We start from the raw sequence: 22,950 nt of genomic DNA on the forward strand, positions 1-22,950 counted from the left end.
CGCCCCGCGTGGTCCTACTTCTCCTGGTGCTCGGCGCGGTCGCCGCTCCAGTCGGTGTGGTAGACCCCTTCGCGGTCCACCCGGTTGTAGGTGTGGGCGCCGAAGTAGTCGCGCAGGCCCTGGATCAGGGCCGCCGGCAGGCGGTCGCGGCGCAGGCCGTCGTAGTAGGCCAGCGCCGAGGAGAACCCGGGCGTCGGCACGCCGATCGAGGCGGCCGTGGAGACGACCCGGCGCCAGGCGCCCTGCGCCTCGGCCAGCGCCTCGCTGAAGGACGGCGAGGCCAGCAGCGTCGGCAGCCCCGGGTCCTTGGCGTAGGCGTCGCGGATCCGGTCGAGGAACCGGGCCCGGATGATGCAGCCGCCGCGCCAGATCGTGGCCATGTCGCCGAGGTTGATGTTCCAGCCGAACTCCTTGGAGGCGGCGGCCATCTGGTCGAAGCCCTGGGCGTACGCCACGATCTTCGAGGCGAGCAGGGCCTGCCGGACGTCGTCCACGAGGGAGTAGTTCGGCGCCGACCCGATCGGGCCTTCGAGGTCGCGGGCGGCCTGGCGGCGGGTCACGTCGCCCGACAGGCCGCGCGCGAACACCGCCTCGGCGATGCCGGTGACCGGCACGCCGAGTTCGAGGGCGTTCTGGACCGTCCAGCGGCCGGTGCCCTTCTGCTCGGCGCGGTCGGCGACGACGTCGACGAACGGACGGCCCGTCTTGGCGTCGACGTGGCCGAGCACCTCGGCGGTGATCTCGATCAGGTAGGACTCGAGGTCGCCCCGGTTCCACTCGGTGAAGATCTCCGCCAGCTCGCCCGGGGAGCGGCCGAGGGCCTGCCGGAGCAGGTCGTACGCCTCCGCGATGAGCTGCATGTCGGAGTACTCGATGCCGTTGTGGACCATCTTCACGAAGTGGCCCGCGCCGTCGGCGCCGACGTGGGTGCAGCAGGGCACCCCGTCGACCTTGGCCGAGATGTCCTCCAGGATCGGCCCGAGGGACTTGTACGCCTCCGGCGAGCCGCCCGGCATGATGCTGGGCCCGTTGAGGGCGCCTTCCTCACCACCGGAGATGCCGGTGCCGACGAACAGGATGCCGCGCTCCTTGAGCGCCGCCTCGCGCCGCCGGGTGTCGGTGAACAGGGCGTTCCCACCGTCGACGATCATGTCGCCGGGCTCCATGTGGGCCGCCAGGTCCTCGATCACGGCGTCGGTCGACGGACCGGCCTTCACCATGATGATCGCCTTGCGGGGTTTCGTGAGCGACGCCACGAACTCCGCCGTCGTGCCCGTCGCGACGAACGCGCCCTCTCCGGCGTGGTTCTCGACGAGCTCCTGGGTCTTGCTCTCGGTGCGGTTGTGCACCGCGACGACGTATCCGTGGTGGGCCAGGTTCCTCGCCAGGTTCCGGCCCATAACCGCAAGGCCGGTCACCCCGATGTCAGCCGTGCCCAAAACGTTCTTGTCCATGCGCCGCTCCTATCCTTCCGGGCAGCTCAGTAACCGTAATTGCCGCCCGCTGACGACGTCGGCGTGGTGGCCGCCGACGGCTTGGGCGTCGCCGGCGCAGACGCCGAAGGCGCCGGCGTCGACACCGCGCCGGGCAGCGGCCCGGCGTCCGACGGCCTCAACACGCCCAGGAGGCCGTGCTGCGCCTTGTCGATACCCGCCGCGAACCATACAGAGTTCTCTCCGCCGTTCGCCGCAGTGCCCGGCTCCAGATCCCACAGACCCTCGAGCTGGATCGCCTGACCGTTGGTCTGGCGCAGCGGCCCGAGGTAACGCCCGGTGCGGGCGTTGTAGGCGTTGACCAGCCCATCTCCGAAGTTACCCACCAGAACGGCCCCGGCCAAGGCGCCGAATCCGCGCGGCGCCCGGATCATCGCCCACGGGGCGTTGAGCGCTCCGCGATTGGCGAAGCGGCCGAGGAAGCGCCCGTTGGCGGAGAAGCGGGAGACGAAGCCGTTGCCGCGGCCGGGCACGGCCTTGCCGGTGGTGGCGTCGCGCTTGGCGTACGCGACCATGATCACGTTGCCGACGACCTCGACGTTGAACGGCGCGTAGTCGGCGGGCATGCGCGGGTCGCGGAACTGCGAGCGGGACAGCCGCACCCGGTCGAACTCCGAGTCGTACACGTGGATCTTGCCGTGCGAGAATGAGGGGGCCAGCAGGAAGGCGCCCCGGTTGGTGTTCATCACCGCCAGGCCCTTGTAGTCGGCGTTCTTCGTGAACGCCGCGATGATCGCGTTCTTCGGGTTGACCTCGGCGTTCCACGCCGTGATCGCGCCCGAGGGGCTGGCGAAGATGAAGGTCGCGGGCTTGTCCTTGATCAGGAATTCGTCCTGCGACATGTTGACGACCTGTCCGGTCGGCGTGCCGCCCGGAATGGCGACCTCGGTCTGCTCCTTCTTGGCGTTGCCGGAGTAGACGGTCGCGACACCGGTGCCGGCGCCCGAGACCCACAACGTCTTGCCCATCGCCAGACCCCAGGGGTTGACCAGCTTGGGGTCGGTGACGGGGGCCTTGCCCGGCACGTCGGAAACCAGGTTGACCTGGGCGAACCGGTTGGTCGACGTGGTCGTCTTGCTAACCTTGACGGTGGCGGGCTTGGCCTGTGGGGCCGTCTGGGCGCTGGCGGGAATGCTCAGGGGGGTGCTCAGAACGAGCGTCCCGGCGGTGAGCACGGCGACGCGTGAACGCATCTGGTGGTCTCCTTCGAGGGCCTTCTCGGTAATGACCTGAGGTGCGGAGGTTCGCGAAGCTCCCTTACGGGCGGAGATACGCGGCGCTTCCCGAGAGGGTTCAGCGGAATATCACCGGCCTATAAACCTAGTAAAAGGGTAGGGTTTGCCGAGTCAATGAGCAGGCAAAGCCCCTTTGACCCGTCCACCTGGCTGTCTATCGTCGACGTGTGATCCTTGGAGACTCCGGAATGTTCCTCCCCCAGCCTCAGCGCTCCGTCGTGGCGATCCCCCCGCCGGGAGACGGCCCCGGTTTCTGGGCCGGCGCGCCGAGCGCCGTGGTGACGCCCGACGGCACGATCTACCTGGCCTACCGTCTCCGCCGCCCGATCGGCGAGGGCCGGGGCTACGCGATCCAGATCGCCCGCTCCGACGACGGCGAGCGCTACGAGCCGGTGCTCACGATCACCAAGGACCAGATGCGGACCGAGTCGCTGGAGCGCCCGACGCTCGTGCTGACCCAAGAGGGCGACTGGCGTCTCTACCTGAGCTGCGCGACCTACGGCACCAAGCACTGGCGGGTGGAACTGCTCGAGGCGTCCCGTCCCGAGGACCTCGACCCGGCGACCGCCCGCGTGGTGCTGCCCGGCGACCTCAAGACCGGCGTGAAGGACCCGGTGATCGTCCACCACGGCGGCCAGTGGCACCTGTGGGCGTCCTGCCACCCGCTGGAGGTGCCCGAAGAGGCCGACCAGATGGTCACCGACTACGCGACCAGCCCCGACGGGCGCGACTGGTCCTGGCACGGCACCGCCCTCGACCGCCGCCCCGGCTCCTGGGACTCCCGCGGCGTGCGCATCTCGGCGGTCCGCTTCACCGACGACGGCGTGCTGGCCTACTACGACGGCCGGGCCAGCGCCGCCGAGAACTACGAGGAGCGCACCGGCGTCGCGACCGGCCCCGACCCCTCGACCCTGACGGCGGTGGGCGTCCACCCGCACGCCCAGTCGCCCCACGGCGGCCTGCGCTACCTCGACATCCTCGACCTGCCGGGCGGCGGCCGGCGCATCTTCTACGAGTGGACCCGCCCCGACGGCGCCCACGACCTGCGCACCGAACTCGTCTGACGGAACCCGCGCCATCGGCGCGGGTCAAAACTCTTTCTCCGTTACGGCTCCGCCCGCCCCGGCACCGACGCCCGCCCCGCCCGGGCGCCGCACCCGGCGCCGGTCACCGCTCCGCCGGCCCGCCGCGACGAGTCATCTGGGGCGGCCGTTGCGCGCCTGGCCCTGGCCCTCGGGGCGGTGGCCGACCTGGCCGCCCGAGCGGTCGCGCGGGCCGATCCAGTCGGAGAAGTCCTCCCCCGTCACCTCTTCGAGCAGCTTGATGTCGTCGGTGAAGTAGGGGATGAGCTCCTGCCGCTGCTCCCACGTCAGGGGCCGCCGGGCCTTGCCGTCACGCTGGAGCACCCGCGCGAGCGGCGCGGTCAGCACCTGCCCGCCGAGCCGGTCGCCCACCCGCACCACCTGTGACAACACCTGGTGCAGCACCGTCTCCTGGGGATGCACGGTCACGTTCTCCCGGGGCACCTCCGAGATGAGCCCGGTCCGCACGCCGAGATGCCCGCAGATGCGGTCGAGGGTCTCCCCCGGGCGGTCGAGCAGGTCGCGGTAGCGGAAGACGAGCACCTGCTCCTCGGTGAACAGGTCGTAGAGGTCGCGCAGCTGCTCGCCGTACCTGCCCAGCCCGACGTAGTGCCAGAAGGGGGCCCACCCGGCCCTGATCCGCTCGGGCTCCCGCGCGCACGCCTCCACGACGTCGCCGACGGGCTCCAGGCCGGCCGACCACAGGTGGGTCCAGTTCGAGTGGGCCCGTTCGACCGGGTCGCGGACGACCACGATGAGCCGGACCTCGGGGATGAGCGCCTTGATGCGCCGGTGGGCCTCGCGGTCGTACAGGTAGAACGGGGTCGACTCGCCGTTCAGGTAACCGGGCCGGAACAGGGCCTCGTAGTCGTCACGCCGCCAGACGTGCTCACGGTAGGTCTCGGCGTCGCCGGGCCCGCCCTTCTCGGGCGGCGGGCCGTCCGAGAGGAAGAATTTCGGCTCCTTCACCGCGGACAGGTGCAGGTCCGGGTGGGCGTTGAGCGCGGCGTGCAGGGCGGTCGTGGCGGCCTTGGGGGCCCCGATGACCAGGAAGCCGGGCAGAGTCACACTAACCTCCACTTTTCCTACTAACTTAGTCTGGAATTGATCCTCCTTCAACGTCCCGGCCTCTTCCACAGTACGGCGGCCCCAAAAGAGGCCAGATCACAGGGGTCGCGCCACGGTCTCCGCGTAACGCCGGACACTCCCGGAGTCCCCACCCCGGCGCGGAGCGTTCGTGAGCCGGGGATCCGAACCCTCCGCCGGCCAGAAGCTCACCCTCCAGCGCTCCACCCCGACAGGGGGCCTCTCCTCGTCGGGCCACTCCCATCCGGGACCGGGGCGAACCTCGGCCCTGACCAGCCATTCGGCGGCGTCCCTGCGCAGATCCAGCGGGCGGGGCGGCGGATCTCCGCCGTAGAGCGGGCACGCATAGACCAGCCCCGAGGTGGCGAAGAACGGAGCCACCCGGCTCCGCGGCCATTCCGGGCCGCCTTCCGGCGGCCGGCCGTCCCACAACTCCAGCTCGACCTCGACGTCATGCCATTCGGCTTCACTGAGGAACACCGCCCAGTTCACGGTCGCCTCGAACCACGAGCCACCCTCCTGCGGCGACAACCGCCCCGCGACCTCCGCCGGAGTGGGCCACCCGGCCGGGTCGTCGGAGTCACCATCGTGATCCTTGAGCGCGAACTGGGCCCGCTCGACCGTGATCACGCTACTGAGCCGGTCGACGATTCTCGACGTCATTCGCGCCGTGATCCTTTCTCTCGCGAACCCGGGCGGCTGGAGACCAGATCTGCGCCAAGGTATTCACAATAAGTAATCAAGCGATTACTCTTGGTAGTAACAGCAGGTCACAAGCCTGCCAAGTACGTAAGGAGTGAGATCATGGATCTCGTCAAGCCCGCCGCCCTCGCCACCGCGACCGTACTCTGCCTGGCCCTCCCGGCCGGCGCGAGCACCGCCGCGACCTCCGCCGCGTCCTCCGGCGTGGCGGTGACCTCCGCCCCCTCCACCGTCCACGCCGGGCAGACCGTCCGGCTCCGCACCAGGGCGTGCCCCAACCGGCCCGGCTACGCCTACTCGCCGGCCTGGGGCCGCAGCGTCACGCTGCTGCCCAACGGCGTGCGGGCCACCGGCACGGCCACCGTCTGGTCGGGCGCCAAGCCGGGCACCTACTCGATCTCCGTCGCCTGCCAGGGCCAGACCTACCCGAGCGCGTTCGGCTACCTCACGGTCGTGGCGGCCGGGACCACGGTGAAGTACCGGGTCCAGCACGTCCGCAAGGGCAGCCACCTCAACGTCCGGTCGGGGCCGGGCCTGGGCCATCGGGTGGTCGGCAAGCTGAAGTGGAAGGCGACCGTCCAGGGTTCCCCCGTCCGTGAGAAGGGCTGGGTCAAGGTCACCACGAAGCGCGGCACGACCGGCTGGTCGTACGGCTACTACCTGCGCCGCGCCTAACCGGTCACCAGGTCGTGGGCCCGTTCGGGTACGTCCCCGGCCGAACGGGCCCGCCCCCTGCAGGTCAGCGCGGCCAGTGCCGTCGTGACCGGCACCGCCGCGACCAGCCCGATCGTGCCCACGATGCTCCTGACCAGCTCCTGGGCCACCACCGGCCCGGCCAGCACCTCGCCCAGGGGCTCGTTCCCGACGCTGATGAGCAGCAGCAGCGGGAGCGACGCGCCGGCGTACGCGAGCACGATCGTGTTGATGACCGAGGCGATGTGCGCCCGCCCGACCCGGGAGGCGGCCCGGTAGAGCTGCCGGGCCGTGTATCCCGGGTTGGCGTGGGCGAGCTCGGCGACCGTGGCGGCCTGGGTGACCGTGACGTCGTCGAGCACGCCGAGCGAGCCGATGATGATGCTGGCCAGCAGCAGGCCCTGGGTGTTGAGCTGGAGGCTGGTGCCGAGCAGGAAACTGGTGTCGTCGGTCACGCCGGTCAGGTGGGCCCAGTCGATGGCCGCCAGCGCGAGCAGGCCGGTGAGGCCGAGGCTGACCAGGGTGCCGATCACGGCGACCGAGGTGGGCACGGTGACGCCGTGGGTGACGTACAGGACGATGAGCATGATCGCCGCCGAGCCCACGACGGCGATCAGCAACGGCGGTCGCCCGGCCAGGATGGCCGGGAGCACGAACGTGAGCAGCAGCCCGAACGTGATCGCCAGCCCGGCCAGCGCGGTGAGCCCCTTCCACCGCCCGAAGGCGATCACCGCCAGCGCGAACGCCGCCCCGAACACCCACAACGGCGTCGAGCGGTCGTGGTCGGAGACGGCGTAGGTGCCGTCCTGGAGGTCGAGCACGACCACCTTGTCGCCCACGGCGAAGGTCGCCGACCCGGGCGCGGTCGGCACCATCGCGGTGACCCGGTCGAACGCCGAGAACTCGACGGTCGCCGACTCCCCCGAGACCGCGCTGATCGTGCCGACGGTCTCGGGGAGCTGCGGCTCCTGCGCCCCCTTCTTCACGTCACCCGGCCACAGGACGACGAGCGCGACGAGCGTGGCGACCGCGAGCGGCACGATGACGGCCAGCATGGCCCAGACGGTTCGGCGGTCGGCGGGGGCGACCGGCCCGTGCGAGTGACCCATGGTCGGGAACAGTAGCTCAGGCCGACATGATGGCGATCCCCAGGCACATCTCGTCGGCGGTGCCCTCGCCCCACACCACGTAGCGGGCCGGTTCCTTCTCCAGCTGCGGCAGCATGCTCCGCAGTTTCGCGTCGTGCGTGCAGGTCACCCGCACCACGTCGCCCTCGCCGACCTTCACCGGCGCGGGCAGCGGGCGCAGCGCCTGGTCGTCGAAGTCGTATTCGGGGACGTCGAGCAACGTCCGCGCACCGGGCGTGCCCGGGTTGAGCTCGATCTTGATCGACCGGCCGAGCAGGTGCATGTGCCCGGCCAGGGCGTGCAGCAGGCCCTCCTGCGGCACGGGGATGTCGCAGTGCTGGGTCGGTCCCGGCCTGGCCGGGCCGCACAACTCGGTCAGCGAGCCGGGCGTGCGCGCCGACTCCTCCCCGAACCGGCGGCCGATGTCCGCGACGGCGGCCTCCCGCTCGCAGAGCGGCCCCGACTCCCCGGCGGCGCAGGGCAGTTCGACGGCCGCCGGGAACAGGGCGGTGCCGAGAGGCTGAAGCTGCTTGTCGCTGACCCGCAGCCGGATGGCCGACTGGTCGGCCCCGTCGCCCGCGCGGGTGTTGTAGTGGACCTGCATGACGAGCTGGCTCCCCGGCGGGATCGGGTGGCCGTACCTGGGGTCGAGCAGCGTCTCGCGGTCGCCCGGCGCCCAGTGGGCCACCCAGCCGGCCTCCCTGACCCCGGCGTCGGCGAAGCAGGTCCAGCCCTGGCCGGGGGCGGCGGCGTCCATCTTCTTCGCCTCGGCGACCTGTTCCGGGGCCAGCCGGAAGAAGATCGCGTGGTGCACGATGGCCAGGTTGAGCGGCTGGAACTGGGCCCCGGTCAGGAATCCGGCGCCCTGCGTGCCGGGGTCGATGAGGAAGCACCGGTAGTCGTCGGACCCGCCGTTGGGTCCTTTGGGGGTGTAGGGCTCCGGCATCGTCAGCGTGACGAACCGCTCCCCGTCGCGCAGCGGCTGCGCCGGCGCCTTGGTGGCCGCGTGGCCGTGCTTGGGTGTGGCGGCGGGCGCCGGCGCCGCCGTCTCCTGCGTTCCACAGGCCGCCGTCACCACTAAGACCAGGAGCGCGGCCAGGCTTCCCCGAAGTCCATTCATGTGTTCAACGCTGATACACCGGGCGTTACCCGGCCATCCTCCTTTGGGAGGGAGGGGTCGTTCCTTCGGATGGGCCCCTATGTCGACTCTCGTATGACGAGTTCGGCGGGCAGCACGATCGAGGCGAGCGGCCCGCCGCCCATCCGGTCGACCAGCAGCCGGGTCATCGCGCCGACCTGTTCGGCCACCGGGTGCCGGACGGTCGTGAGCGGCGGATGCGTGAACCGGGCCGCCTCGAAGTCGTCGTAGCCGGCCACCGCGACGTCGTCGGGCACCCGCCGGCCGGCCCGGCGCAGCGTCTGGAGCGCGCCGATGGCCATCAGGTCGTTGGCCGCGAAGACGGCGTCGACGTCGGGCTCGGCCGCGAGCAGGCGGGCCATCGCCTCGGCGCCCGACTGCCGGGTGAAGTCGCCGTGGACGACGTGCGCCCGATGCCCGGCGTCGCCGACCGCGCCGAGGTAACCGGCCAGCCGGTCCTGCCCGGCGATCATGTCGGGCGGCCCGGCGATCGTGGCGACCGTCCGGCGGCCCCGGTTGAGCAGGTGGTTCACCGCCAGCCGCGCCCCGGAGGGGTTGTCGCTGTCGGCGAACCCGATCGGCACGGAGGGCGCGGGCCGCCCGTACGACACGACCGGCACCCCGATGCGGTCGATGGCCCCCGGAAGGGGGTCGGCGGCGTGCATCGACACGAGCATCACGCCGTCGACGTGGCCTCCCGCGACGTAGCGCTCGATGCGCGCCGAGCTCCCCGGGCCGGTGCCGAGCATCAGCACGAGCTGCCGGTCGACGTCGCCGAGCTCCCGGCTGACCGACCGGCTCACGAGCGCGAACAGCGGGTCTTCGGAGAACACCCGAGACAACGGTTCACCCACCACCAGCGCCACGGACCCAGCCACGCCGGCCACCCTTCCCGAGAAGTGCAAGAGAGCGATTTCCTGCACAGGCTGGTCCTTTCCGCAGAACACGTCAAGACCCAAAGTTTTCCGAGAGAGCGCTCTCAATTTTCGCACCGGACCTATTGACCACTGTGAGACGAGCGGAGCACAGTGTCGGGCAGACCGATCCGCCGTCGCGGCGTCATCCCCACCCCGCCAGGGGCCGTCTCCAGCGGCCCCTCCGCGAGGCTGCCCGGGAACCGTCACCGGCGCCGCCTGGGAGCGGATCGGAGAGAGGGTCCATCATGCTCACTCGAGTCACCCGATTAGCGGCGGCGGCCGTCGTCGCGGCCACGGCGCTGGTCGGCGTCCCGGCCGCCGCGTCGGTCCCGTCGACGCCGTCGGGCTGGTCGCTGGTCTGGGCCGACGACTTCACCGGCTCGGCCAACACGCTGCCGTCGTCGTCCAACTGGATCGTCGACACCGGCTACGGCTACTCCGGCGGCCCGTCCAACTGGGGCACCGGCGAGATCCAGCAGTACACGGCCAACACCCAGAACCTGAGCCTCGACGGCAGCGGCAACCTGCGCATCACCCCGATCAAGGCGAGCAACGGCTCGTGGACGTCGGGCCGCATCGAGACCCGCCGCGCCGACTTCAAGCCCTCGGCGGGCGGCGTGCTGCGCATCGAGGGCCGGATCCAGATGCCCAACGTGACCGGCGCCTCGGCGATGGGCTACTGGCCGGCCTTCTGGTCGCTGGGCGCGCCCTACCGGGGCAACTACTGGAACTGGCCGGGCATCGGCGAGCTCGACATCATGGAGAACGTCAACGGCGTCAACGCGGTCTGGGGAACGCTCCACTGCGGCGTCAACCCGGGCGGCCCGTGCAACGAGACCAACGGCCTGGGCGCCAGCCGGGCGTGCCCCAACTCCAGCTGCCAGTCGGCCTTCCACACCTACCGCCTCGAATGGGACCGCAGCGTCTCCCCCAACCAGATCCGCTGGTACGTCGACGGCATCCAATTCTTCAGCGTCAACCAGGCCCAGTTCGACTCGACGACCTGGTCGAACATGACGAACCACAACGGCTACTTCCTGCTGCTGAACGTGGCGATCGGCGGGGCCTTCCCCAACGGCGTGGCCGGCTACTCGACGCCGACGTCCTCGACGGTCTCCGGGAAGCCGATGCTGGTCGACTACGTGGCCGTCTGGCACAGCGGCGGCGGCACCACCAACCCCAGCCCGACGCCGACGCCCTCCCCGACCGGGGGCGGCGGCGGGGTGAACGCCCGCTCCACCATCCAGGCCGAGGCCTACCAGGCGCAGAGCGGCACCCAGCTGGAGACGACCACCGACGGCGGCGGCGGCCAGAACGTCGCCTACCTCTCCAACGGCGACTACCTGCGCTTCGACAACGTGCAGTTCGGCACGTCGGCGGCCACCCAGTTCCGGGCCCGGGTGGCGTCGGGCGCGACCGGCGGGGTGAGCGGCCTGATCCAGGTGCGCCTGGGCAGCCCGACCGCCACCCCGATCGGCAGCCTGTCGGTGGGCAACACCGGCGGCTGGCAGACCTGGCAGACGATCCCGGCCAACATCGGCGGGGTCACCGGAACGCAGACGGTCTACCTGACCTTCAGCAGCGGCCAACCGGCCGACTTCGTCAACCTGAACTGGTTCACCTTCGGCTCGTGACCCCCTGAGCGCCCCGGCCGATGCGGCGCCATCGGCCGGGGTCAGCCGTCGCCGGACAGCTCCTTCAGCTGGGGCACCTCGACCGTCGCGAGGTAGTTGATCTCGACCCCGCCCATCTGGGTGCAGGCCCCCGGTCCGGCTGCGGGCAGCAGCCGGATACGCCTCATGGCGGTTGCGCGGGCCCCGGAAACGAATACGGCCCCCGCGCGGGCGGGGGCCGTACCGGACAGAAAGAACGGGGTCAGAGAGCCGCCACCGGCTCCTCCTTGCTGAGCTCCTCGGGGCCGCCCCGGAGCGGGATCTCCTTGATGAAGGCCGCCAGGATCGGAACGGCGACCGCGAAGACGATCGCCCAGAGGAACACGCCGCTGATCGCGCCGGCCAGCGACTCCAGGAAGCCGGTCTTGATCTGCGGCGGGAGCTGGGCCAGGGCCGCGGGGCTCATCTGGCCGCCCGAGGCGACCATGTCGGCCGACTGCTCGCCGAACTTCTCGCGCAGGCTGTCGGCCAGGTGGTTGTTGAACACCGCGCCGAACAGGGCCACGCCGAACGAGCCGCCGATCGACCGGAAGAAGGTCGAGGCGCTGGAGGCCACGCCCAGGTCCTTCTGCTCCACGCTGTTCTGCGCGATCAGCATGGTGGTCTGCATCAGGAAGCCCATGCCGAGGCCGAGCACGGCGATGAACACGCCGGTCTGCCACAGCGGGGTGTTGACGTCCATCAGCGTGAGCAGGCCCATGCCGACGGCCATGACGACGCCGCCGATGACCGGGAACGCCTTGTACTTGCCGGTCGTGGTGATGCGCTTGCCGACGTAGAGGGAGACGACCATCGAGGCGGCCATCATCGGCAGCAGGAGCAGGCCGGAGTTGGTCGCCGAGGCGCCCTGGACCAGCTGCTGGAACAGCGGCAGGAACGAGATCGCGCCGAACATGGCGAAGCCGAGCAGGAAGCCGATCCACGAGATCAGGTTGAAGTTGCGGTCCTTGAAGACGTGCAGCGGCATGATCGGCTCGGCGGCGCGCCGCTCGACCGGGATGAACGCCGCGAACGACACGACCGCGAGCACGGCCAGGCCGATGATCTGCCACGATCCCCACGGGTAGCCGTGACTCTGGCCCCCCCATGAGGTGATCAGGACCAAAGCGGTGATCCCGACCGTGAGGACGATCGCGCCGAACCAGTCGATGCGGTGCTCGGTGCGCTTCTTGGGCAGGTCGAGCTTGAGCCACAACCACACCAGCGAGATCCCGCCGAGCGGCAGGTTCACGTAGAAGGCCCAGCGCCAGTCGAGGTGGTCGGTGATGAAGCCGCCGGCGAGGGGACCGGCGATCATCGCGACCGACATGATGGCGGCCATGATGCCCTGGTACTGACCGCGCTCGCGCGGCGGGACCAGGTCGCCGATGATGGCCATCACGCCGACGATGAGGCCGCCGGCGCCGAGGCCCTGGATCGCGCGGAAGGCGATCAGCTCGGTCATGCCGTTGTCGACGCCGCCGAGGAACTCCGAGCCGGCCATGCCGCACAGGGCCGAACCGACCAGGAAGATGACGATCGAGGTGAGGAAGACGGTCTTGCGGCCGTAGAGGTCGCCCAGCTTGCCCCAGATGGGCGTGGACACCGTGGTGCCCAGGATGTAGGCGGTGGTGACCCAGGTGAAGTATTCGAGACCGTTCAGCTCGCCGACGATGCGGGGCATCGCGGTGCCGACGATCATGTTGTCGAGGAAGGCGAGCATCATCGCCAGGAGCAACCCCGGCAAGATGATCATGACTTCTCTGGACCGCGCCGGAGGAGGACTGGCGGCGGTTTCCGACATTGCGGGGCCCCCTTGTTAACCCATGAACTTACTTGCCGACCGGCAAGTGGCCGGAGTTAAGGTAAGGTCCGTCTAAGCCGCCCGTCAAGTTGAATTAAAAGGACGACCAAACGCCATGAGCGAACGCGCGTTCGCCCCTCGGGAGACCCGAGACAAGACCCGCGACACCCGTGCGCGCATCCAGGAGATCGCGCTCGAACTGTTCACCGAGCAGGGCTACGAGGCGACCTCGCTGCGCGAGATCGCCGAGGCGCTGGGGGTGACCAAGGCGGCCCTCTACTACCACTTCAAGACGAAGGAGGACATCGTCGCGGGCATGGTCCTCGACCGCATCGCGACGCTCGACGTGATCATCGACGAACTGCGCGCCCACGACACGGTCACGCCCGAGGTCCGCCGCGCCGCCGTCGTCCGCTATGCCGAGGGCGCCTACGAGGGCCGCGCGATCACCCGCTTCATGGAGCGCAACCCGACCGCGATGAAGCACCACCCGGTGATGTTGCGCATGCGTGAGAAGGTGATGGAGCTCAGCGAGCTCCTGATCGACCACGACCAGCCGCTGACCCGCCGCCTCAAGCACGGCCTGGCCCTGTTCGCCATCCACGCGGTCGGTTTCATGCTGCCCGACCCGAAGATCGACGAGAACGAGAAGTACGAGGCCTCGCTGAAGGTTGCCCTGGAATTGATCGAGGCGACCGGGAGTTGATCCGCCCGAAAGGGTAGGTGACTCCACATGCTTTACGGTAAGGAACACGTCGAGCGTTACCAGGCCACCGACGGCGCCGAGGGTCACGACTGGCAGGGCACGACGGCCGCCCTGCTGACCACGACGGGCCGCCGCTCCGGCACGAAGCACACGACACCGCTGATCTACCAGAAGTACGGCGACGACTATCTGCTGGTCGCCTCGAAGGGCGGCGCGGACGCCCCGCCCGAGTGGTATCTGAACCTCCAGGCCAACCCCGAGGTGGAGTTCCAGGTCTTGGGCGACAAGTTCCGCGCCCACGCCCGGACCGCCACCCCGGAGGAGAAGCCCGGCATGTGGCAGGTGATGGCCGCCGCCTGGCCCGACTACGACGAGTACACGAAGAAGACCGACCGCGAGATCCCGGTCGTCGTCATCGAACGCGCCTAGCTACCACGCGACCACGCCCTCCTCGTTGACGAACGTGCCCGTCGGGCCGTCGTCGCCGAGCAGGGCCATCGCCACCGACACGGCCGCGCCCTGGGCGGCCGTCCGGGTGCCCTGGAAGCCGTTGAGGTCGGTGGCGCAGTAGCCCGGTGAGATCGCGTTCACCTTGATCGGGGTGTCGGCCAGCTCCTTGGCGTACAGGGCGGTGACCATGTTGAGGGCCGTCTTGGACGACTGGTAGGCCAGGCTGTTCAGGTCGCCCCACGGGTTGGCCGGGTCGGTCGTGACCGTGAGGCTGCCGACCTCGCTCGAGACCATGACGATCCGGCCGGCGGGCGACTTGAGCAGCAGCGGCACCATCGTGTTGGTGACCGCGACGACGCCGAAGACGTTCACCTCGTAGAGCCCCCGCATCAGGTCGAGCGGGGTCTCGGTGGGCGGGCCGCCCTGCGCGATGCCGGCGTTGTTGACCAGGACGTCCAGGGAGCCGAACCGGTCCGCCAGGTACGCGGCGGCCGCGCTGACGGTGGCGGGAGAGGTCACGTCGAGTTCGACGGAGGCGACGCCGAGGCGCGCGGCCGCCGCCGCTCCCCTGCCCGGGTCCCGGGCGCCGATCACCACGTCCACGCCCCGCTCCGCCAGGAGGCGGGCGGTCTCGAAGCCGATTCCCTTGTTCGCGCCGGTGACGAGTGCTGTTGTCATGGCGTCCAGCGTGGGCGGGGCCGGACCGGGGCACGAGAGACCGCCCGAGGCTGGGATCGGCGGTACCACCCACGCGCCCCCGGCCAGGGGGAGAATCGGGACATGGACAGGAACGGGCTGGCCGACTTCCTCCGCACCCGCCGCGCCCGGCGCAAGCCCCGCGACGTCGGGCTGCCCGACGGCGCGCGGCGGCGGACGGCGGGGCTGCGGCGGCAGGAGGTCGCCGAGCTGGCGGGGATGTCGGTCGACTACTACATACGGCTGGAGCAGGCGCGCGGCCCCCGTCCGTCGCGGCAGATCCTCAACGCGCTGGCCCGCGCCCTGATGCTCAACGCCGACGAGCGGGCCCACCTCTACAACCTGGCCGGAGAGGCCCCCGCCCAGGTCAGCGTGGCGGCGACGCCGCCGCAGGGCGTGCTGGAGCTGCTGGCGACGCTCACCGACGTGCCGGCCTACGTGCTCGACGACGGGTTCGACGTGCTGGCCGCCAACCCGATGGCCCTGCACCTGATCCCCTACCTGCAGGTCGGCGGGAACGAGATGCGCGGCATCTTCGCCGGTCCGGTGCACCGCGAGGTCTGCCGGCACGCCGAGTCGTTCGCCGCGGCGGCGGTCCGCGAACTGAGGGCGGCCTCGGCCACCCGGCCCGAGCTGGCCGGCCTGGTCGCCGAACTGGCCGCGCGCAGCCCCCTGTTCACCGACCTCTGGGCCGCCCACGACGTGGAGATCCGTCGTGAGCTGCGCAAACAGCTGCTGCACGAGGTCGTCGGCGCGATCGACGTCCGGAGGCAGATCCTGGCCATCCCCGACTCGGGCCAACGCCTGATCATGTACGTCCCGGTCCCCGGCACCGGCGCGCAGGAGGCCCTCAGGAGGGTTCGGGAGCTGCTCGACCGACCGGGATACGCGCGGTCAGGGTGAACCCGTCGGCCGACGCGCCCGCCTGGAGGGTGCCGCCGACCAGCATGATCCGCTCCCGCAGGCCCGCCAGCCCGTAGCCCGACTCGCCGAAGACCCCACCGCGCGGCGGCCCGGCGGCGTTGTGGATGACGATGACGAGCTGGTCGCCGGAGACGCGCCCGGTCACGGTGACCGCGGCCCCGGGCGCGTGCTTGCGGGCGTTGTTCAGCCCTTCCTGGACGACCCGGTAGGCGGCGTGCTCGACGCTGCGCGACAGGCCGGTCCCGTCGACGGCGAAGTCGAGGTCGACCCGCTGCCCGGTCGTGTTGCTGTCGGCCACCAGGCGCGGGATCGCGTCGATGCCCTGGGCCGATTCGGGCAGGTCCCCCGCCCGCAACACGGTGAGCAGCTCGCGGAGTTCCGTGAGGGCGCGTACACCCTGGTCTTCGATGTCCCGGGCCAGGGCGGGGTCGTCCTCCTGGTCGGTGTCCTCCTGGATCATCCCGGCCTTGAGCACCATCACGGTCACGGCGTGCGTCACGGTGTCGTGCAATTCGGCCGCGATCCGCCTGCGCTCGCGCGCGGCGGCGTTCTCCTCCCTGATGTGGACGTCGTCCGTCAGCTTCTGGATCATGTCGCGGTAGCCGCGCACCCAGGTGCCGACGACGGCGGCCACGTACACGGTCGTGATCGCCCGCACCACGTCGATGCCGATGTTGGTGCTCATGTTGGGCTGGTAGTGGTAGCCGACCGCGAACCCGACGGTCAGCACGGCCGCCACGGCCTGCCACCACCGCACGGTCCGGTGCGCCGTCATCGAGTAGGCGGCGATCGACACCGCGATCGACTGCCCGGTGAACAGGTAGCACACCAGCGAGAACACCAGCGAGGGCCCAGCCCACCGGCGCCGGACCAGCATGGTCAGCGCCGCGACGATCCCGCTCGCGGTGGCCACCCAGACCGGCACCACGATCGAGGAGTCGTTGCGCTCGACCAGCGCCGGCGGGAGGGTGTAGACGAGCAGCGTGACGACGAGGAGGAGGTCGACGATCCTGGCCCGCCGTTCGGGGTCGAGGGATTCCCAGCGCTCCCGCCACCGGTCGATCGTCTCCCGCATCCCGCCAATGTCGGCTCCGCGCGGGCCCCGCGGGCCCTCTGACACGCGGACTTTCCCGATCTTGTACGAACACGCGTTTCCGCTCCACCGCCGCTTCGGGGCAGGATAGAGCGGTGAGCCTGATCGAGCGCCTGCCGCAGACCCCCGACCCGGATTCCCTCTTCGAGGCGTTCGCCGCCTGGAACGCGGAGCGTGGGCTGACGCTCTATCCGGCGCAGGAGGAGGCGCTGATGGAGGTGGTGACGGGCAGCAACCTGATCCTGTCGACCCCCACCGGCTCGGGCAAGTCCCTCGTCGCGGCCGGCGCCCACTTCGCCGCGCTCGCGGGCGACCAGGTCTCGTTCTACACCGCGCCGATCAAGGCGCTGGTCTCGGAGAAGTTCTTCGACCTGTGCGCGATCTTCGGCACCGAGAACGTCGGCATGATGACCGGCGACGCCTCGGTCAACGCCGACGCCCCGATCATCTGCTGCACCGCCGAGATCCTCGCCCAGGTCGCGCTGGCCGAGGGCCGCCAGGCCGACGTCGGCATGGTGATCATGGACGAGTTCCACTTCTACGCCGAACCCGACCGGGGCTGGGCCTGGCAGGTCCCGCTGCTGGAGCTGCCGCAGGCCCAGTTCGTCTTGATGTCGGCGACCCTGGGCGACGTCACCCGCTTCGAGAAGGACCTCACGCGGCGCACCGGCCGTCCGACGGCCGTGGTCAAGCACTCCGAGCGCCCGGTGCCGCTGGTCTACTCGTACCGGATGACCCCGCTCCACGAGACGCTGGAGGAGTTCCTGTCGACCGGGCAGGCCCCCGTCTACGTCGTCCACTTCACCCAGGCCGCCGCGATGGAGCGCGCGCAGGCGCTGATGAGCATCAACATGTGCAGCAAGGCCGAGAAGGAGGCCATCGCGGCCCTGATCGGCAACTTCCGCTTCACCACCAAGTTCGGCCGCGCCCTCTCCCGGCTGGTGCGCCACGGCATCGGCGTCCACCACGCGGGCATGCTGCCCAAATACCGCCGGCTCGTCGAGAAGCTCGCCCAGGCCGGCCTCCTGAAGGTCATCTGCGGCACCGACACCCTCGGCGTGGGCGTCAACGTCCCGATCCGCACGGTCCTGTTCACCGCCCTCACCAAGTACGACGGCAACCGCGTGCGCCGCCTGCGCGCCCGCGAGTTCCACCAGATCGCCGGCCGCGCCGGCCGGGCCGGCTTCGACACCATCGGCTACGTCTCCTGCCAGGCCCCCGACCACGTGATCGAGAACGAACGCGCCCTGGCCAAGATCGGCGACGACCCCAAGCGCAGAAGGGGCTACGCCCGCAAGAAGCCGCCGGAGGGTTTCGTCAACTGGAACGAGGAGACCTTCGAGAAGCTCCAGACGGCCGAGCCCGAGCCGCTGACCAGCCGGTTCAAGGTCTCCAACGCGATGCTGCTGGCGGTCATCAACCGCCCCGGCAACTGCTTCCAGGCGATGAAGAGCCTGCTGACCGACAACCACGAGGAGCGCAAGAACCAGCGCCGCCACATCAGCCACGCCATCGCGATCTACCGCTCGCTGCTGGCCGGCGGCATCGTCGAGACCCTGAAGGAGCCCGACGACCAGGGCCGCTACGCCCGCCTGACGGTCGACCTCCAGCAGGACTTCGCCCTCAACCAGGCCCTGTCGACCTTCGCCCTGGCCACCTTCGAGCTGCTGGCCCCCGACAGCCCCACCTACGCCCTCGACGTGGTCAGCGTCGTCGAGTCGACCCTCGACGACCCCCGCCAGATCCTGCACGCCCAGCTCAACAAGGCCCGCGGCGAGGCGGTCGCCCAGATGAAGGCCGACGGCATCGAATACGAGGAGCGCATGGAGCTCCTCCAGGAGGTCACCTACCCGATGCCGCTGGAGGCGCTGCTCTTCGGCGCCTACGAGACCTACCGCCAGGGCCACCCCTGGGTCGGCGACCACACGGTCAGCCCGAAGGCCATCATCCGCGACATGTACGAACGCGCGATGACCTTCACCGACTACATCCAGTTCTACGAACTGGCCAGGTCGGAGGGCACCGTCCTGCGCTACCTGGCCGACGCCTACCGCGCCCTGTCGCGCACCGTGCCCGAACACATGAAGACCGACGACCTGATCGACCTGATCGAGTGGCTCGGCGAACTGATCCGCCAGGTCGACTCCAGCCTGATCGACGAGTGGGAGAAGCTCGCCAACCCGTCGGAGGCCCTGGAACACCGCGACGAACTCGAGTCGAAGCTGCGCCCGGTCACCGCGAACACCCGCGCGTTCCGCGTCCTGGTGCGCAACGCGATGTTCCGCATGGTCGAACTGGCCGCCCTCGACCAGCAGGAGGAGCTGGAGGAGATGTACCCCGACGTCGACTGGGCGGCCGGGCTCGACGCCTACTACGACGAGCACGACACGATCGGCACCGGGCCCTCCGCGCGCGGGCCGGCGTTCCTGCGGATCGAGGAGGAGGCGGGGGTCTGGCGGGTGCGCCAGGTCATCGAAGACCCGGCGGGCGACGGCGACTGGGGGGTGTCGGCCGACGTCGACCTGGCGGCGTCCGACGAGGAGGGGTACGCGGTGCTCCACGTGGTGGGCATCAACCGCCTCTAACCACCGACAAGTTTGCTCGCGGCTGCGTTCACACACTTCACCGCCCGCGTCGACTGACCATGGTCAGTCGATGCGGCAGAAGGTAAGAATGGGCCATGCGCCGTACCCGCGTCGCGCTTTCCGTCCTCTTCATCGCGCTGCTCGGAGTCGCGACGAATGTGGCGACCGGAGTTCTGCCGGCGTCCTGGAAGCACCATCTCTGGGTGGCGTGGCCCCTCATGCTGGTGCTGGTCATCGCCACGGTGACCGTCGAAGTGGTCGTCCGGAAGGACGACGAACCGACCGACTTACCATCCACCCAGGCCAGGGAGGAACTCATCCGCCGCGTCCGGCGATACTGGGTGACCGGTGTGCTGGAGCAGTCGTTGTACAACGAGGCCCGGATTCAGCTTGACCTGGTAGTCAGCGAGGCGAACGACCATCCATGGGACATCGCCGTCACCTGGACGAACGGCATGAGAGAGCCGCTTCCTCCTGGCATGCAGATGGCGGAAGCGTTCACGTTGATGGACCATCGGCTCGTCATCTTGGGTGCGCCCGGAGCAGGAAAGACCACGATGCTGCTGGAGCTCGCCAAGAGTCTTCTTCTGGCAGCCGAGAATGAGAGCAGGCCGGTTCCGGTCGTCCTCCCACTGGCTTCATGGGCGCGGCAGCGTAAGACGATCGCCGAATGGATCGTCGACGAGCTCGTCGAAAGCTACGGAATGCCTCGGCGACTTTCCAGCGCATGGCTGCGAAACCACCATATCCTCACCCTCTTCGACGGCCTCGACGAAGTGGCGGCGGAGTACCGCTCCGCGTGTGTCTCGGAATTGAACAAATATCTTCAGGCCAACCCCACCAGTAGCGCCATCTGCTGCCGCGAAGCGGAATACATGCTACTCAAAGAGCAGGTGAGGCTACATGGAATCGTAACGATTCAGCCGATGAGAGCAGAACAGACCAGGCGTTTTCTCGACGAGGCAGGACCTGGGTTACATGGATTGAGAGTTGCCCTGGTCGCAGACCCCGAGCTTTGGCAACTGGCCTCCTCACCACTTCTGCTGAGCATCATGGCGCTTGCCTATCGAGACGGCCCCGAAGCCCCGGTGGAGGCACGGCAGGCCGGCCCGCGTCACCGTCTTTACGCGCAATACTTGAGAACGATGCTGCGATGGAGAAAGAATCATCGCTATCCTCCGGAGATTTCGAGCCGATACCTCCACGTGCTCGCGGACCGACTCCACCTGGAGCGACAGACCGTTTTCACGCTTGATCTACTGGGTCCCAGCTGGCTCCCGGAAGGCCGCCTGATAAGAATCTCCGACTATGCCAAACCGTTCGCGGTGGCACTGTCATGCGGGCTCATGTTCGTCGTCTCATGGCCGTTGACAGGTGCATCGACGGCCGCAGCCGCAGCCGTCGTCTTAGGGATCAGCTTGATCACCCAGCTGGCCAGTCATGATCACAGCGATACGACGCAGATCACCTGGAGGAGCCGACAGGACACCCGGGAATTCAAAAGCGTCGGGCCACCGAGAGAGCAGTCGCTGAAGGGCGACGCCACGTCGTATCCGATCATCAAATCTCTGGTCCTAGCACCCAGGGGCTTCATGGCGCATGGCCTCGGAGACAAACTCGCCGGATCGGCGCTGGCACTTGTCGTCGGCGCCGCTCTCAGCTTTCAGGAATTCACCATCGCGGGTCCCGTCTACTCGATCACCCTGCTGATCTCATATCTTCTGGTGTCAGGGTTGATAGATGGATTCATCGAGGAGCTGGCGTCGTCAGGCCGCACCATCATGCGGAGTCGCGAAGTGCCGAGTCCCGCCTTACGCCCGCGGGTCTACCTCGCCATACGCGTCGGCTTCGTCTGGAGCGTAATCATCGGCCTTTTGGTCGCCTTCGTCACGCGCCTCGCCCCGTCAGCCGTGCTTCCTCCTCACGACTACGCCCTTCTCATCGGCTTCGCATCATTCGTCCTGACGTTCGCCTCAATAGCGGGCGAACCACTTCTCGAGCAGGTCATGATCCGACAGGAGCTGGCCCGCTTTACTCTCTTCCCTCGGCCCTGCCTACCATTTTTCGACTTCATGGCAGAGTGTCTAATACTCCGGAAAGTGGGGAACGGCTACATATTCGTCCATCGCGAGCTCCTCGACTTCCTGGCAGACCCCACCACCGGGTCGGAGCTGCAACTTGGTCCAGCGGGCTCTCATCTATGAACGACATCCGGTTCGGCGTAATCCAGGTCTCCGCCTCTAGAAACCGGCCTTGGCCAGGTCGACGATCACCAGTTTCCCGTCCTGCTGGTAACTCAGCAGGCGGTCGTCGGAGGCGGGCACCGGGATCGCGATCCCGCCCGCCTGCACCCCCCGCGCCGGCAGCGGCTTGACGCCCAGGTCGGCCACCTGCCCCGACACCAGGTCGTAGAGCCCCGCCCAGATCTCCCCCGGCCCGGCCAGGGTGCTGGAGGTGACAAAGCGGTCGCGGGCGGGCCGCGACACCGGCGGGTCGGTCAGCTTGGTCGCGCGCAGCCCGGCGCCCGACCGCGCCGAGGCCAGCCGGTCGGCCGACACGCACAGGTTCACCCCGCACGACGACCCGGGAAGGCTCTCCCGGCGCTCGCCGGTCTCGGCGTTGACGGCCGTGGTGAAGGCGCGGGCGGGCGAGCCCACCCACGGCCACCTCAGCACGTGCTGCCCCTGCGTGCCGGGCACCTCGGTAGGGCGGCCGCCCGCGTAGGGCACCCGCCACACGCCCCCGGCGTCGGTCGACCACACGACGCCCTGGGCGGTCAGTTCGAGGCCGGTGACCGTGCCGGTCAGCGCGAAGGCGGCGACGGCGACCGGGTCGCCGCCCGTGAGGGGCACCGTCCAGATCTCGCCGACGCGGCCCGCGCCGTCGCGGCGGGCCGTCCACCAGGCGATGTGGCCCGACCCGGCGGCCACGTCCGAGGGGTGGACGACGGTCCGAGGGGGCACGGCGAGTTCGGCCAGCTCGGTGGTCTCCCCGTCACTCAGTTTGTACGACACCAGCGCCTCCGACCGCTCGAAGCCCTTGGCCGCGGTGGCGAGCACGGTGTCGTCGTCGAGGAACAGGCGCGGGGTGAGGGTGCGGCCGTCGGGCAGCACGGCCGGGACGACGTGGACGGCCCTCGGCCAGAGGTCCTGCACGAGCGGGGGGCGGTCGGCGAGGGCGGCGCCGTTCAGGGTGCCGGTGAGCGCGAGGGCGGCGAGCAGGACACGCACGGTCAGCCCCCCACCGGGCCGCAGTCGGACACGAACGAGCCCAGCAGGCGGCAGGTCTGGAGGGTGACGTCGGGGGCGTTCAGGTAGTGCCTGACGACGGTCCCGGCGCCGCCGGTGTTCTCGTCGTACCCCTGGCCGACGCCGCCGACCCCGACGTAGGTGCGGACCGCCTGGCCGTCGGCCTCGGTGTCCCACACGTCGAGCACGCCCCGCTCATGGGTCGCCCGGCCGCCGCCCGGGGTCAGGGTGGTCACCGGGCCGCCCGCCGCCGCGCTCGCGGGCGCGGCCAGCAGGGCCGCCGTGGCGAGGGCGGCGACAGCCGATCTGCGACGCATGC

At 69.8% G+C, this 22,950-nt stretch carries 21 protein-coding genes; 8 read left to right on the forward strand and 13 right to left on the reverse strand.

The window, feature by feature from the left end:
• Nucleotides 1-14: 14 nt before the first annotated feature.
• Both gnd and AW271_RS33475 read right to left on the reverse strand, forming a co-directional pair.
• On the reverse strand, nt 15-1,454 hold the full coding sequence (gnd, locus tag AW271_RS33470; RefSeq protein WP_062341618.1) for an NADP-dependent phosphogluconate dehydrogenase: 1,440 nt from the start codon (nt 1,452-1,454) through the stop codon (nt 15-17).
• Between the two features lie 26 nt (nt 1,455-1,480).
• Nucleotides 1,481-2,686, reverse strand: coding sequence for a TIGR03118 family protein (locus tag AW271_RS33475; RefSeq protein ID WP_062341619.1), 1,206 nt, complete (start codon nt 2,684-2,686; stop codon nt 1,481-1,483).
• A 209-nt stretch (nt 2,687-2,895) separates the two neighbouring features.
• Here AW271_RS33475 and AW271_RS33480 point away from each other — a divergent pair, with 209 nt between their 5' ends.
• Entirely contained in the window at nt 2,896-3,792 is an 897-nt protein-coding gene (locus AW271_RS33480; protein ID WP_245653326.1) for a glycoside hydrolase family protein, read from the forward strand.
• 132 nt (nt 3,793-3,924) lie between these two features.
• On the opposite strand, the gene AW271_RS33485 is transcribed toward AW271_RS33480, so the two are convergent.
• On the reverse strand, nt 3,925-4,878 hold the full coding sequence (locus AW271_RS33485) for a sulfotransferase (RefSeq protein WP_062341621.1): 954 nt from the start codon (nt 4,876-4,878) through the stop codon (nt 3,925-3,927).
• Nucleotides 4,879-4,974: 96 nt separating this feature from the next.
• A complete protein-coding gene (locus AW271_RS33490) occupies nt 4,975-5,559 on the reverse strand; it encodes a hypothetical protein (protein ID WP_062341622.1) in 585 nt (194 codons plus the stop codon).
• 141 nt (nt 5,560-5,700) lie between these two features.
• Here AW271_RS33490 and AW271_RS33495 point away from each other — a divergent pair, with 141 nt between their 5' ends.
• Nucleotides 5,701-6,273, forward strand: a complete 573-nt coding sequence (locus tag AW271_RS33495) for an SH3 domain-containing protein (protein WP_062341623.1) — start codon at nt 5,701-5,703, stop codon at nt 6,271-6,273.
• On the opposite strand, the gene AW271_RS33500 is transcribed toward AW271_RS33495, so the two are convergent.
• The 3 genes from AW271_RS33500 to AW271_RS33510 form a co-directional block, all read right to left on the reverse strand.
• Nucleotides 6,270-7,400, reverse strand: a complete 1,131-nt coding sequence (locus AW271_RS33500; protein WP_062341624.1) for a YibE/F family protein — start codon at nt 7,398-7,400, stop codon at nt 6,270-6,272. The genes AW271_RS33495 and AW271_RS33500 overlap by 4 nt on opposite strands.
• A 16-nt stretch (nt 7,401-7,416) precedes the next feature.
• A complete protein-coding gene (locus tag AW271_RS33505; protein WP_062341625.1) occupies nt 7,417-8,538 on the reverse strand; it encodes a monooxygenase in 1,122 nt (373 codons plus the stop codon).
• 77 nt (nt 8,539-8,615) lie between these two features.
• Nucleotides 8,616-9,434 carry a LacI family DNA-binding transcriptional regulator gene (locus tag AW271_RS33510; protein ID WP_245653327.1) on the reverse strand — a complete coding sequence of 273 codons (819 nt, stop codon included), beginning with the start codon at nt 9,432-9,434 and terminating at the stop codon, nt 8,616-8,618.
• A gap of 284 nt (nt 9,435-9,718) precedes the next feature.
• Between AW271_RS33510 and AW271_RS33515 the strand changes: the two genes are divergently transcribed.
• On the forward strand, nt 9,719-11,107 hold the full coding sequence (locus AW271_RS33515) for a glycoside hydrolase family 16 protein (protein ID WP_062341627.1): 1,389 nt from the start codon (nt 9,719-9,721) through the stop codon (nt 11,105-11,107).
• A 41-nt stretch (nt 11,108-11,148) separates the two neighbouring features.
• On the opposite strand, the gene AW271_RS43000 is transcribed toward AW271_RS33515, so the two are convergent.
• Nucleotides 11,149-11,274, reverse strand: a complete 126-nt coding sequence (locus AW271_RS43000) for a hypothetical protein (RefSeq protein ID WP_275935790.1) — start codon at nt 11,272-11,274, stop codon at nt 11,149-11,151.
• A 74-nt stretch (nt 11,275-11,348) separates the two neighbouring features.
• A complete protein-coding gene (locus AW271_RS33520) occupies nt 11,349-12,929 on the reverse strand; it encodes an MDR family MFS transporter (RefSeq protein WP_062341628.1) in 1,581 nt (526 codons plus the stop codon).
• Between the two features lie 115 nt (nt 12,930-13,044).
• On the opposite strand from AW271_RS33520, the gene AW271_RS43005 reads away from it, so the two are divergent.
• Both AW271_RS43005 and AW271_RS33530 read left to right on the forward strand, forming a co-directional pair.
• Nucleotides 13,045-13,635 (forward strand): TetR/AcrR family transcriptional regulator, encoded by a 591-nt coding sequence (locus tag AW271_RS43005; protein ID WP_062341629.1) that lies wholly within the window; start codon nt 13,045-13,047, stop codon nt 13,633-13,635.
• A gap of 27 nt (nt 13,636-13,662) precedes the next feature.
• Complete coding sequence (locus AW271_RS33530; RefSeq protein WP_062341630.1) at nt 13,663-14,064, forward strand: nitroreductase family deazaflavin-dependent oxidoreductase; 402 nt, start codon at nt 13,663-13,665, stop codon at nt 14,062-14,064.
• Here AW271_RS33530 and AW271_RS33535 read toward each other — a convergent pair whose 3' ends face one another.
• Nucleotides 14,065-14,763: an SDR family NAD(P)-dependent oxidoreductase gene (locus tag AW271_RS33535; protein ID WP_062341631.1), complete on the reverse strand. Its 699-nt coding sequence runs from the start codon at nt 14,761-14,763 to the stop codon at nt 14,065-14,067.
• A gap of 102 nt (nt 14,764-14,865) precedes the next feature.
• On the opposite strand from AW271_RS33535, the gene AW271_RS33540 reads away from it, so the two are divergent.
• Nucleotides 14,866-15,684, forward strand: a complete 819-nt coding sequence (locus AW271_RS33540; RefSeq protein ID WP_062341632.1) for a helix-turn-helix transcriptional regulator — start codon at nt 14,866-14,868, stop codon at nt 15,682-15,684.
• Here the strand turns inward: AW271_RS33540 and AW271_RS33545 are convergent.
• Nucleotides 15,632-16,780, reverse strand: a complete 1,149-nt coding sequence (locus AW271_RS33545) for a sensor histidine kinase (protein WP_062341633.1) — start codon at nt 16,778-16,780, stop codon at nt 15,632-15,634. The genes AW271_RS33540 and AW271_RS33545 overlap by 53 nt on opposite strands.
• 113 nt (nt 16,781-16,893) lie before the next feature.
• Here AW271_RS33545 and AW271_RS33550 point away from each other — a divergent pair, with 113 nt between their 5' ends.
• Complete coding sequence (locus AW271_RS33550; RefSeq protein WP_062341634.1) at nt 16,894-19,383, forward strand: DEAD/DEAH box helicase; 2,490 nt, start codon at nt 16,894-16,896, stop codon at nt 19,381-19,383.
• Nucleotides 19,384-19,478: 95 nt separating this feature from the next.
• Nucleotides 19,479-21,587 carry an NACHT domain-containing protein gene (locus AW271_RS33555; RefSeq protein WP_062341635.1) on the forward strand — a complete coding sequence of 703 codons (2,109 nt, stop codon included), beginning with the start codon at nt 19,479-19,481 and terminating at the stop codon, nt 21,585-21,587.
• Nucleotides 21,588-21,623: 36 nt separating this feature from the next.
• Here the strand turns inward: AW271_RS33555 and AW271_RS33560 are convergent, their stop codons facing one another.
• Together AW271_RS33560 and AW271_RS33565 are read right to left on the reverse strand one after the other, a co-directional pair.
• Nucleotides 21,624-22,613, reverse strand: coding sequence for a hypothetical protein (locus AW271_RS33560; RefSeq protein ID WP_062341636.1), 990 nt, complete (start codon nt 22,611-22,613; stop codon nt 21,624-21,626).
• A gap of 2 nt (nt 22,614-22,615) precedes the next feature.
• Nucleotides 22,616-22,948, reverse strand: coding sequence for a hypothetical protein (locus tag AW271_RS33565; RefSeq protein WP_062341637.1), 333 nt, complete (start codon nt 22,946-22,948; stop codon nt 22,616-22,618).
• Nucleotides 22,949-22,950: the final 2 nt, after the last annotated feature.

It is taken from the genome of Herbidospora sakaeratensis, from assembly GCF_001570525.1.
Lineage (GTDB): Bacteria > Actinomycetota > Actinomycetes > Streptosporangiales > Streptosporangiaceae > Herbidospora > Herbidospora sakaeratensis.

Bases quoted from the DNA above. Each gene is read 5' to 3' on its own strand.
- AW271_RS33530 (WP_062341630.1), top strand. From the start codon at position 13,663: ATGCTTTACGGTAAGGAACACGTCGAGCGTTACCAGGCCACCGACGGC.
- AW271_RS33555 (WP_062341635.1), top strand. From the start codon at position 19,479: ATGCGCCGTACCCGCGTCGCGCTTTCCGTCCTCTTCATCGCGCTGCTC.
- AW271_RS33475 (WP_062341619.1), bottom strand. From the start codon at position 2,686: ATGCGTTCACGCGTCGCCGTGCTCACCGCCGGGACGCTCGTTCTGAGC.
- AW271_RS33540 (WP_062341632.1), top strand. From the start codon at position 14,866: ATGGACAGGAACGGGCTGGCCGACTTCCTCCGCACCCGCCGCGCCCGG.
- AW271_RS33565 (WP_062341637.1), bottom strand. From the start codon at position 22,948: ATGCGTCGCAGATCGGCTGTCGCCGCCCTCGCCACGGCGGCCCTGCTG.
- AW271_RS33505 (WP_062341625.1), bottom strand. From the start codon at position 8,538: ATGAATGGACTTCGGGGAAGCCTGGCCGCGCTCCTGGTCTTAGTGGTG.
- AW271_RS33490 (WP_062341622.1), bottom strand. From the start codon at position 5,559: ATGACGTCGAGAATCGTCGACCGGCTCAGTAGCGTGATCACGGTCGAG.
- gnd (WP_062341618.1), bottom strand. From the start codon at position 1,454: ATGGACAAGAACGTTTTGGGCACGGCTGACATCGGGGTGACCGGCCTT.
- AW271_RS43000 (WP_275935790.1), bottom strand. From the start codon at position 11,274: ATGAGGCGTATCCGGCTGCTGCCCGCAGCCGGACCGGGGGCCTGCACC.
- AW271_RS33535 (WP_062341631.1), bottom strand. From the start codon at position 14,763: ATGACAACAGCACTCGTCACCGGCGCGAACAAGGGAATCGGCTTCGAG.
- AW271_RS33495 (WP_062341623.1), top strand. From the start codon at position 5,701: ATGGATCTCGTCAAGCCCGCCGCCCTCGCCACCGCGACCGTACTCTGC.
- AW271_RS33545 (WP_062341633.1), bottom strand. From the start codon at position 16,780: ATGCGGGAGACGATCGACCGGTGGCGGGAGCGCTGGGAATCCCTCGAC.
- AW271_RS33515 (WP_062341627.1), top strand. From the start codon at position 9,719: ATGCTCACTCGAGTCACCCGATTAGCGGCGGCGGCCGTCGTCGCGGCC.
- AW271_RS33500 (WP_062341624.1), bottom strand. From the start codon at position 7,400: ATGGGTCACTCGCACGGGCCGGTCGCCCCCGCCGACCGCCGAACCGTC.
- AW271_RS43005 (WP_062341629.1), top strand. From the start codon at position 13,045: ATGAGCGAACGCGCGTTCGCCCCTCGGGAGACCCGAGACAAGACCCGC.
- AW271_RS33520 (WP_062341628.1), bottom strand. From the start codon at position 12,929: ATGTCGGAAACCGCCGCCAGTCCTCCTCCGGCGCGGTCCAGAGAAGTC.